Here is a 9949-nt window from a genome sequence, read left to right as displayed (position 1 = left end):
CACACCGCTACCATTTCAGTCTTCTGAACAATCTCGGCTCTAGTGACGAGGGTGATGAGGCTTCCGGAGGGGCCCTGGAGTCTCTGGAAGTAGAGGTGGTTGTGCGCGGCAGCGAGGTGATGGTCTTTGGTGATGAGGTGGCTATCCAGGTGTTCATAGACTCGCTTGCTATCCCAGAGTTGAAGACAGCGGCGATCGGCGGGAACCTTGCTCGTATCCTCGACCAACAGCTGAAGAACAGTGGGGCTCTGGTTCAGGGGATGGCTGAGATCTCTGAAAATTCAGGTCGCTTCGTGAGGCTCACGAAAGAGACGCTCGAGGGCATTAAGGAGTTCGGACTGGTTGACACTGACGTACCTGGGATCAAGCACGTGATGCTGGGCACACGCGGGAACATCAAGAAATGGGCGCAAATGGAGGTAGGCATTCGGTCTAAGCTCCTTAACCCAGCGATGCTCTCTGGCGTCGGCGGCATAATGATGCAGCTTGCGACTCAGCAGTCCATGGCTGAGATCACTGCTTATGTCAAGAAGATTGATCAGAAGTTAGATGTCGTCATCAGGAAGATTGATCAGACTAAGAAGTCCGATCTTGAGGGTTTACTGAAGACTCTCCGAGAAGCCACGCTCCGGTATGAGCGCGAAGGGGTCGTCGACCCTCGGTTTATGAACGAGATTATCTCCTTCCAAAACACCGTGAATGTGGTTGAGAGCTATGCATGGGATCAGATTTTCGGGATTGTTAACGACCTTCCAAAACAAGGCGGCATCAAAAAGGTACAGGCCGCTACTGATTCGGCCCACCATGAGATTTCGCAGTGGCTTGGTGTTCTTGCCAAAGTCTATCTAGCCGAATGCCGACTGGACGATTTCAAGCTTAAGGAAAAGCTGGAGGAGTCCATCGAGGCCTACAGTGAGGAGCTAGAGACGCTGTGTGCGCTGAGGGCTGATCGAGTTCGGAAGCGGGTGAAGAGGATTGCGAACCTCGGAAAAGTTGCGTTCGATGTGGCTCGGTACGCAGAGCGTAAGCGTGTAACCAACCAGGCTCGGGCACTGGAGTTGCATCAGCAGGCTAATGACATATTGGAGCTCACCTACGATTTCGGTGAGGCAACGCAGCTATCGGTCAATCGGAAAGCTATTCCGCTAGCCGAGCAGAGTAAACTTCAGGAGTCTACCTCCAACTTTATTCAGACGCAGCGTGATGAGCTGCCTGAGAAGGCTTTAAGGTTTGTCATCGTCAAGGGGATTAGGTATATGATATCAGCCCGCAGACGAGGTCGACTGTAAATACATTTAGATAATTAGCTCCGCATGCTGCGCTTTAAGTTTCCTGCCGCTTATGTTTAAATTGATGCAGATAACTAAATAGAGGAACGATAAATAGACATATGAAGAAGCAATCTCTGCACATCGGAAGCTACTTTACTGGAAGAGCCCAATCCAAGAGCCGTAGGCTACCAGGCTTTACGATTGTGGAGTTGCTGATTGTAATTGTAGTGATAGGTATTTTAGCTGCTATCTCCATTGTGGCGTATAACGGGATACTGCTTCGATAACGCGATGGCCGAGTCGTTCTGGTCGACGCTTAAAATCGAGTTCTACGACCGTAAGCGCTGGCCTACCCGTGATGCCGCACGCAAGGCTGTTGCCTACTGGATTGAAGTCGTCTACAACCGTCGGCGCCGGCACTCCGCACTGGGGATGGTCAGCCCCGTCGACTTCGAGAACCACACCGGTTCAACCATCAGCAGAAAAGAAATAGCTGCCTAACCACTAGGTAGCTCCACTACGTGTCCACGATTTGCGGGCAACCCCAGATATTTATCTCATTAACCCTGGTAGATTGACCTCTTTGAAGGGCTCAGTGGCGCTTGACAAAACCTCGTATGTGTTGCGGGATGATTGGCGTACCACCACAGAGTGGCGAGTACGATGAGCTTGCCACTCTTTTTTCGTATGATCGGCGACCATGCGCTTCTACATTATTCATGGATACCAAGCCAGCCCTGACAGTCACTGGTTCCCGTGGCTAGAGCGCCTGTTGACCGCCGATGGCCACACCGTTCACACCATCGCGCTGCCGGAACCGAACGCTCCGAAGCTCGATGAGTGGGTAGAGTCGATACGCAACGATATTGAGCGTCCAAACGCTAATACCTGCATCATCACGCATAGCCTGGGCGGCACCGCGTTGCTGCACTATCTCACTGCATTGGAGGGTGAGTGGGAGCTTCCTGGGCTCTTCATTGTCTCTGGGTTTGTGGAGAAGCTTCGTGTGATCCCAGAGCTTGACGAGTTTATTGGCCAGGCTCGCGTCGACGTGCCGGCTGTCAAGCACCACATCGCGCACACAGAGGTCTTCGTGTCTACTGACGATGTCCTGGTGGACCCTTCCCTCACGCAGCAGCTTGCCGACGCCCTCTCGGCCACGCCCATCACCATCCACGACGCGGGACACTTTCTTGAAGACGACGGCTATACCGAGCTTCCACAGCTGGGGGATCGCATCACGCAGTGGCTGCGCAGCCTATAGGCCCTCAGTCATCGCTTTGAGCGCCTCCACGTGCTGCGCGTAAGCCTGTGCACCCGCCTCGGTGAGCGCGACCCACACGGCGTCCTTGGCGCGGGTAGAACCATACTCCCGGGTGCGGCTAATGTAGCCGTGATCCTCGAGGTGCTTTAACTGCTTGGACAGCGTATCGGCGGGGAGCTCGGTCAACTCGGCGAGTTTGCTGTACTTCATTTGCCGTCCGTCGGTGGCACCGGCGGAGTAGAGCGTGGCACAGATTCTGAGGCGGTTAATCGGGTGGATAACTGGATCTAGCTCAGGGGATTGGTTGGGTGCGTCCTTAGGCATTGGAGCCCTTTATGGCCGCGTTGCGGTTCTCGTAGAGCATCCAAGCCATCGCCGCGGAAACGACGACCCCGCTGGTGATCATCCATGGCCATGCATCAGGTGTCGGCGTGGTGGAGAAAATCATTGCGCCGGGAAGTAGTACGCGTGACCACGTGGCGCGATCGTTCCTCGGCCCCTTGTTGGGGTTGGGGCGAACAAAAGGGTTCGCGATCTTGTCCTTGAGGAGGAAACCGAGAATGAACGTCGGTATCAGGATTGCGAGTGTGTACCACCAGGACACCTTGGATAGCGCAAGACTGCTACCGATACCGAGCGCTACAAGTGCTACCGCCCACCAGCTTTGTGTCCAGGCGGTCCGCTGTTGGGCGTCTTGAATGATCTTGAGTTCATCGTTCATGGCCTGACTCCTTTGTTTGCATCTAATGCAAGTGTATCACTTGCATTAAGTGCAAGTAAGGGGTGCGGGCTGTTGTAATCAAGGAGTGGTGTGGTTGTGCCCCTTACCGGAGGGTTAAAAGTCCAAGTGTAAGCGGACTTGGGAAAGTTACCAGGGGGTATACCAGTGGCCAATTGGTCTAATCCCTTCCGCTATGCCTTTGGCGGTCATACACTGCAGGTATAAGGCATTCCCGACAGAAAGGAGAGCGGATGGCGGAAGCTGATAATCATCACTATCGCCGACGCGACTCTAGCAGATAATACGAGGCGGCATCGCCATAATCCACAACTTCTTAAAGCCAACATTCGAGCGAAGTAGGAGCCTTGCACCACATGCTGTTAGCGCACGTGTCCTCCCGAACCTCTAGCGATGACTAACGAGTGCTCCGGCCCCAGCTGCCAACGGCACGCCAGCGGAATAACCACTGATTCGATCCGCACCCGGGCCCTGAGAGTCAATGATTTCATCGCAGTCGAAAGCGGCAACGAGGTTCGGGATTTTCTTTGTGTAAAAGGCCATGCTAGCTGACGATTTGTGCATTCTTTCGCCGATCCTATAGTGTTTAGCAAGTCCGCAACGGACAGCTAAACGAGCCCCGTTCGTCTAGCGGCCTAGGACGCCGGCCTCTCACGCCGGTAACACGGGTTCAAATCCCGTACGGGGTACAAAAATAAAAGGCGGCGAGCATCATGCTCGCCGCCTTTTCGGTTTAGGCTAAAGACTAGACAATGAGGACCTCAGCGTTATTGCCGCCGGTGCAGCGAATGACCTCGTGCTCATCGGTTTGGCATGTCAGTGAATAGTTCTGTTGGGTAATGGGGCTGTTGACGGTGACCTGTCCGGGGATGAAGGACCGGAGGTCGTCTTTAGAGCCTGGCGCCAAGGTCATCAAGCGGCCTGCTGTGGAACGGGCGAAATCGCAACTGGTGTTCGCACCGGCCATGACGAAAGCGATGTTATAGCCATCGCCCATCTGGCACACAGTGGCGGGCGTGCCGTAAACGTTGACTGACGCGCCGTTGGCGTCGCCCTCGGGGAGTTGTTCAGAAAGGCTGTTATACGTGGCTGTTTGTGCCGTTTGAGAGGTTTGGCGTTGGCCTGCGGCTGGTTGGGCGGCTTGGGCTCCTTGTGCACTCTGGACCTGTGTGTCAGATTGTTGAGCCTGGTCCGCAGGCTGATCGCTAGCGTTGTCCGGCAAGGTTGGTTCAGGGCCGTCGGGGGCTGCCTCGTCGGCAGTGTTCGGAACGTGAAGCTCAGCGTCATCGTTAAGCGGCTGAAATGCCGGGTAAGTGTTTTCAAACGTTGGCTCACCCGATGCCGTTTCCGTCCTCGACGGCGCTGCCATCTCGGATGACGTGGAGCATCCGACTGTTAGAACACCGGCGGTGATTATGGCTGCAAAAGCTGCGATGGGACGGTGGGCGCGCGTGGAAGTCATAAAGCCCACCCTAACGAGATGTGTGGCGATGCGCTGGGGAAAACGGGGAAAGCTGCCCAATCACAGTGACGTGCACTCAGATTGGGCAGCTCAATAAACAGAATCGGGGTAGCTCTTAGTGGCAATCCCAGTGGCCGTCATGTGCCGCGTGGCGGTGACCATCATGCAGGTAGTCCACGTGGTCGCCATGGGGAATAGCGACGTGCCCGCAACCCTCGCCGTGCTCGTGTTCGTGGGCATCGTGAACGGTGTGCTCGGATGCCTCGCACTCGTCCCAGTGGCCTTCATGTTCGCGATGAATGTGGCCGTCGTGTACGTAGTCGGTGTGATCGCCGTGCGGGAAGGCGACGTGGCCGCAGCCTTCGCCGTGGACGTGGGTGTGCTCGTCGTGGATGGTGTGGGTCATGGCTCCTCCTGGAGGTCGGGGATTTTCACTACATTTTCAGTAGCTATCAATGTTAGTAAAGCGTGTTTCCAATCCACTTTCAATAGTGGGGGTGGGTGGGTGGGGGTATCGCCGGAGCTGAACGCGGGGCGTGAAGGGAGGATTGGCCTAGCGCGGGCTAGAGTGGGGTGATGATGAAAAGGTCTCCGCAACTTCGCTTTTCCCGTGTCTTACCAGGCTTTGCGTTCATGGCTGGCGCATGCTCGCTGGCCTTTGCTCTCGCCGCCCCCGCGACCGCTGCTGAGGGGGTGCCGGTTCGGCAGGGGCAAAAGATCGCGGCTTCTGATGGCGCGTTGTGCACTGTTGGTTACGTCGAGGCTAATCGGGCGTGGACCTCGGCGCACTGTGGCTTAAATGGCGAACAAGTGTATAACGAAGCAGGCCAGCACCTAGGAACGTTGCGTTGGTTCACGCCCTCGGGGGCTGCGGGGCATGACTTGGCCTATATTCAATTCGCCGGCGGAACCTATTCGGCAGGCAACCCGCTCACCGGGGATGGCATGGCACCGGTGCCTGGTGAAGGCTCAACGGTGTGCTTCGATGGGCAGGCCGCGTCGCGTCAGTGTGGCACCGCGGTGAAGGGGCCGGGTGTCTTTCCGGGCATGAACTATGCGGCCGACGTGTCGCTGGCGCCTGGGGATAGCGGTGGAGCAGTGTCCGTCCCAGGGCAGCCGGGCGTTGTGGGCATTTACCAGGGGGTTACCCAGGCTAACCGGGGTGGCCGGACAGTTACATTCTCAAATTATGCGCGCATGCCACATGCGGATGAACTAGCGCGCCTGCCGCACCAGGGTTGGGTGCCGCGCCGCCCCAACCGGGAGCCAGGAAATCCAGTCCGGGTGGCCCAAGAAACAGGTGAGGCATTGTCCTCGACGAGTAGCGCGGGACCGGAAGGGCTGCGCGGCCTTGCGATGTATTTCGGTCTCGGTATTTAGGAACGCAGCCTCGAGGCTTTAGACTCCTCTGCGCTGCATTGCGCTGCGCTAAGTGGCCAGTTCTTAGCGGGTTGTCTTAGCGGTGGCCGTCGCGTGGCGTGCCATTGGAGAGTGCGGCACTTAAGCGGTTGGATGCGCTAACCAGGACATCTGCGAACTTTTCTGCCGGGGAAGGGCGGAAGCGTTCGGCGGAACCGGAGACGGAAAGGACGGCGATGAAGTTCCCTGCGCCGTCGAAGACGGGGGCGGAAACGGAAGCGAGGTCTGACTCGCGCTCTTCGATGGATTCGGAGTAGCCGTTGGTGCGCGCGAGCTCGACATCGTGCTCACTAAAGATGGCATCGGGAACATGGACATCAGCAAAGGCGGCGAAGACGCGGGCGGCGGAACCGGAGGTGAGTGGAAGCTGGCGGCCTACGGGCACCACGTTGTGGAGTCCGATCTCCGGCTCGCGCGTGGCGATACACGTGCGCGTGGTGCCGGAGAGTTCGTAAAGCTGGACGGACTCACCGGTGGCGTCGAGAAGCTCCTCCATAATGGGGCCTGCGGTTTCGATTATGCGATCACGGTTGCCGGGTAGGGCCGGCCCAGCGCCCCACTTTCCATCGGGGGTGCGGGTAAGGATTCGGTGCGCCTCGAGCGCTGTGGCGAGACGATGTGCCGTTGCCCGAGGCAGGCCGGTGGTCTCGCAAAGCTCGTTGAGCGTAGAAGGTTGGTTGGTCGCGGCCATCATGATGGCTACCGCGCGATCCAATACCTTAATTCCTGATACTGCACTATACTCTCCCATATAATGAAATCTACGTCCCATTAATTGAGATTTCAAGTGGAGAGGCACATGACTGAGAAACTGACACTCGCAGAGAAGGTATGGCGCGACCATGTCGTGCGTAAAGGGGAGAACGGCGAGCCCGATCTTCTCTATATTGACTTCCAACTCTTGCATGAAGTTACCAGCCCGCAGGCTTTCGATGGTCTTCGCCTGGCCGGTCGCAGGATGCGTCACCCAGAGCTGCACCTGGCCACTGAGGACCATAACGTTCCAACCGTGGGCATTAAGTCCGGTAACCTTTTAGAAATCAAGGATGAGGTCTCCCGCACGCAGGTGTCCACGCTGCGCAAGAACTGTGAAGAGTTCGGCGTGCGCCTGCATTCGATGGGTGATGCTCAACAGGGCATCGTTCACACAGTGGGTCCTCAGCTGGGCATTACGCAGCCCGGCATGACCATCGTGTGCGGTGACTCGCACACGTCGACGCACGGCGCCTTCGGTTCTATTGCCATGGGCATCGGTACCTCTGAGGTGGAGCACGTCATGGCCACCCAGACACTTTCGCTTAAGCCCTTTAAGACAATGGCCATCGAGGTCAGCGGTGAGCTGGCGGAGGGCGTTTCCGCCAAGGATTTGATTTTGGCGATCATCGCCAAGATTGGCACCGGCGGCGGCCAAGGCCACATCATCGAGTACCGCGGTGAGGCCATTCGCAAGATGTCGATGGAAGCCCGCATGACCATCTGCAATATGTCCATCGAGGCCGGTGCCCGCGCCGGCATGGTGGCTCCGGATGAGACCACTTTTGAGTACGTCAAGGGCCGTGAGTTCGCACCCCAAGGAGAAGATTGGGACGCGGCCGTCGAGTACTGGAAGACGCTGCCGACTGACGACGGCGCCGAATTCGACACCGTCGTGGAGATCGACGGCTCCGCGTTGACGCCTTTCGTGACTTGGGGTACTAACCCGGGACAGGGCTTGCCATTGAGCGCTACCGTGCCCGACCCAGAGGAGTGCGGCGACGACGGCGAAAAAGCCGCCGTCGAGAAGGCCTTGGCCTACATGGACCTGAAACCCGGCACGCCGCTGCGCGATATCCAGATCGACACGGTCTTCCTTGGATCGTGCACGAACGCGCGCATCGAGGATCTGCGCGCGGCCGCCGAAGTGGTCAAGGGGCGCAGCATCGCGGCTGATACCCGCATGATGGTGGTTCCGTCTTCGGCCGTGGTCAAGGCCCAGGCTGAGGAGGAAGGGCTGGACAAGATCTTCACCGACTTCGGCGCCGAGTGGCGCACCGCTGGCTGCTCGATGTGCTTGGGCATGAACCCGGACCAGCTGAAGCCGGGGGAGAGGTCGGCGTCGACAAGCAACCGCAACTTTGAGGGCCGTCAGGGCCCTGGTGGCCGCACCCACCTGGTGTCCCCGGCCGTCGCTGCGGCAACTGCCGTTCTGGGCCACCTGGCCGCACCAGCAGACATCGACGATTCCGCCGTCGCCGGCGCTTAAGGAAAGGAAAAAGACAATGGAGAAGTTTATTACTCACACGGGCGTCGGCGTTCCGCTGCGTGTCTCCAATGTGGACACCGACCAGATTATTCCCGCGCGTTACCTGAAATCCGTGAAGCGCACCGGCTTTGCCGACGGCCTGTTTTCCAATTGGCGCAGCGATAAAAACTTCGTGCTCAACCAGGAACCGTTTAAAGAGGGCTCCGTGCTCTTCGCGGGCCCGGACTTTGGTACCGGTTCTTCCCGTGAGCATGCGGTGTGGGCGCTTGCGGAATACGGCTTCAAGGCGGTGTTCTCCTCGCGCTTCGCAGATATCTTCCGCGGCAACTCCGGTAAAGCGGGCTTGCTGACGGGACTCATGGAACAAGAAGACATTGAGCTTATCTGGAAGCAGCTGGAGGCCGGGGAGACCGAAACCACCGTCGACTTGGAGGCGCGCACGGTTACCGTGGGCGGCAATAGCTATACCTTCGATATCGATGACTACACCCGTTGGCGCCTTATGGAGGGGCTCGACGACATCGGCCTGACCTTGCGTAACGAGGACGATATCGATGCCTTTGAATCCAAGCGCCCGGGATTCAAACCGCGCGTCGTTGCGTCTTAGCGGAGGCGGCACCGGTGGGGTAGTATTCCCCGCCTCCTGTGGCGCAGTGCACATAGCGCCGTTAACATCCTCAGCATGACTAATTCTTTTGACGGCTTTAGCAGAGAGAACGGCAATCAATTCGGCGGCAGCACCGGGTACGGTGGCTACGGCTACCAGCAACCCAACGGCTACGGCTACCAGCAGACTGGAAGGTACGGGTACCACCAGCCCGGCGCAGTACCTGGCAACCCACCCGGCGGGGCAGGAGCGCCGCCCATTGACGCCATGGATATTCTGGGCCAGTCATTCAAGGGTTACTTAAAGCAACCGGTGCCAGGAATGCTGGCCATGCTGGTGCATCTCATTATCACGTTTGCTCTTCTTCTTGTGCCGGGAACCGTTGTAGGCGGTGTATTCGCAGTAATGGAAGGAAATGGCACGGACATCGAGCCTTTAGCGACTACCGTGGGGATCCCTCTCATGGTTGTCATGGGGCTAGCCGCCTTCGCTTATCTTTTCTGGCTGATGGCGAACCTCTTTAATGGCTCCCGGAAGATCGCTGATGGGGAGAAGGTCACCTTCCGCGACTACTTTAGGTTTGCCCAGCTGAATGGTTGCGCCGGCGTCTATGCTTGCTTCTTTATTTTGGCAATGCTCGGAACAATTGCGGGCGGCTTCCCCGGACTGATTCTCTTTGCGCTTCTGTGGCCAGCGCCTGTCATCAAGGCTGATGCCCCGGATAAGCCTCTCATGGAGTGCTTCCGGGAGGCTTTGAACTTGGTCATTGAGAACCTTGGGCAATCGCTGCTCTTTATTCTGGTCTGTTCCATCATCACGAGCTTTGTCATATTTATCCCCATCGTCGGCTTCCTTGCCGCCTACCCGATCTGGGCTTTGGGGATGGTCCTTTTCACCCGCGCTATGCAGCGCCGCCCTGCTGTGCGTTGGGAATAGAACAGCAGG

The 9949-nt window shown here is 57.6% G+C and carries 13 protein-coding genes, 1 tRNA gene and 1 pseudogene; 9 read left to right on the top strand and 6 right to left on the bottom strand.

Annotated elements, in window-relative coordinates:
• The 4 genes and pseudogenes from HMPREF2808_RS13465 to HMPREF2808_RS02640 all read left to right on the top strand — a co-directional run.
• A partial coding sequence (locus tag HMPREF2808_RS13465; protein ID WP_070623560.1) for a hypothetical protein occupies nucleotides 1-1289 on the top strand: 1289 nt, incomplete at its 5' end.
• A 101-nt stretch (nucleotides 1290-1390) separates the two neighbouring features.
• Entirely contained in the window at nucleotides 1391-1558 is a 168-nt protein-coding gene (locus HMPREF2808_RS12895) for a type IV pilin protein (protein ID WP_083309023.1), read from the top strand.
• Nucleotides 1539-1727: pseudogene (locus tag HMPREF2808_RS02645) on the top strand (integrase core domain-containing protein); the annotation flags it as partial. The gene HMPREF2808_RS12895 and the pseudogene HMPREF2808_RS02645, both read left to right, overlap by 20 nt.
• Before the next feature lie 244 nt (nucleotides 1728-1971).
• Nucleotides 1972-2535, top strand: coding sequence for an RBBP9/YdeN family alpha/beta hydrolase (locus tag HMPREF2808_RS02640; protein ID WP_070623557.1), 564 nt, complete (start codon nucleotides 1972-1974; stop codon nucleotides 2533-2535).
• Here HMPREF2808_RS02640 and HMPREF2808_RS02635 read toward each other — a convergent pair.
• From HMPREF2808_RS02635 to HMPREF2808_RS13460, 3 genes are all read right to left on the bottom strand, one after another.
• A complete protein-coding gene (locus HMPREF2808_RS02635) occupies nucleotides 2530-2859 on the bottom strand; it encodes a transcriptional regulator (RefSeq protein WP_070623554.1) in 330 nt (109 codons plus the stop codon). The genes HMPREF2808_RS02640 and HMPREF2808_RS02635 overlap by 6 nt on opposite strands.
• Nucleotides 2852-3256: a hypothetical protein gene (locus HMPREF2808_RS02630; RefSeq protein WP_070623551.1), complete on the bottom strand. Its 405-nt coding sequence runs from the start codon at nucleotides 3254-3256 to the stop codon at nucleotides 2852-2854. The genes HMPREF2808_RS02635 and HMPREF2808_RS02630 overlap by 8 nt, the downstream gene beginning before the upstream one ends.
• Before the next feature lie 405 nt (nucleotides 3257-3661).
• Nucleotides 3662-3817 (bottom strand): hypothetical protein, encoded by a 156-nt coding sequence (locus HMPREF2808_RS13460; protein ID WP_154761985.1) that lies wholly within the window; start codon nucleotides 3815-3817, stop codon nucleotides 3662-3664.
• 73 nt (nucleotides 3818-3890) lie between these two features.
• Between HMPREF2808_RS13460 and HMPREF2808_RS02625 the strand changes: the two genes are divergently transcribed.
• A tRNA-Glu gene (locus HMPREF2808_RS02625) sits at nucleotides 3891-3963 on the top strand.
• Nucleotides 3964-4019: 56 nt separating this feature from the next.
• Here HMPREF2808_RS02625 and HMPREF2808_RS02620 read toward each other — a convergent pair.
• Together HMPREF2808_RS02620 and HMPREF2808_RS12890 are read right to left on the bottom strand one after the other, a co-directional pair.
• Entirely contained in the window at nucleotides 4020-4736 is a 717-nt protein-coding gene (locus tag HMPREF2808_RS02620; RefSeq protein WP_246818423.1) for a hypothetical protein, read from the bottom strand.
• A gap of 115 nt (nucleotides 4737-4851) precedes the next feature.
• Nucleotides 4852-5142 (bottom strand): hypothetical protein, encoded by a 291-nt coding sequence (locus tag HMPREF2808_RS12890; protein ID WP_070708426.1) that lies wholly within the window; start codon nucleotides 5140-5142, stop codon nucleotides 4852-4854.
• Between the two features lie 227 nt (nucleotides 5143-5369).
• Between HMPREF2808_RS12890 and HMPREF2808_RS02610 the strand changes: the two genes are divergently transcribed.
• Nucleotides 5370-6116, top strand: a complete 747-nt coding sequence (locus HMPREF2808_RS02610) for a S1 family peptidase (RefSeq protein WP_246818496.1) — start codon at nucleotides 5370-5372, stop codon at nucleotides 6114-6116.
• A gap of 76 nt (nucleotides 6117-6192) precedes the next feature.
• On the opposite strand, the gene HMPREF2808_RS02605 is transcribed toward HMPREF2808_RS02610, so the two are convergent.
• On the bottom strand, nucleotides 6193-6906 hold the full coding sequence (locus HMPREF2808_RS02605) for an IclR family transcriptional regulator (protein ID WP_070524385.1): 714 nt from the start codon (nucleotides 6904-6906) through the stop codon (nucleotides 6193-6195).
• Nucleotides 6907-6954: 48 nt separating this feature from the next.
• Between HMPREF2808_RS02605 and leuC the strand changes: the two genes are divergently transcribed.
• From leuC to HMPREF2808_RS02590, 3 genes are all read left to right on the top strand, one after another.
• Complete coding sequence (leuC, locus tag HMPREF2808_RS02600) at nucleotides 6955-8397, top strand: 3-isopropylmalate dehydratase large subunit (protein ID WP_070533006.1); 1443 nt, start codon at nucleotides 6955-6957, stop codon at nucleotides 8395-8397.
• A 16-nt stretch (nucleotides 8398-8413) separates the two neighbouring features.
• Nucleotides 8414-9004 (top strand): 3-isopropylmalate dehydratase small subunit, encoded by a 591-nt coding sequence (gene leuD, locus HMPREF2808_RS02595; RefSeq protein WP_070623546.1) that lies wholly within the window; start codon nucleotides 8414-8416, stop codon nucleotides 9002-9004.
• A gap of 75 nt (nucleotides 9005-9079) precedes the next feature.
• Nucleotides 9080-9940, top strand: coding sequence for a hypothetical protein (locus tag HMPREF2808_RS02590; RefSeq protein WP_070623543.1), 861 nt, complete (start codon nucleotides 9080-9082; stop codon nucleotides 9938-9940).
• Nucleotides 9941-9949: the final 9 nt, after the last annotated feature.

The sequence above is a fragment of the Corynebacterium sp. HMSC078A10 genome (genome assembly GCF_001811565.1).
Taxonomy (GTDB): domain Bacteria; phylum Actinomycetota; class Actinomycetes; order Mycobacteriales; family Mycobacteriaceae; genus Corynebacterium; species Corynebacterium hesseae.
Note: the sequence above shows the minus strand (reverse complement) of the source record. Positions and strands in the feature narration are given on the sequence as shown.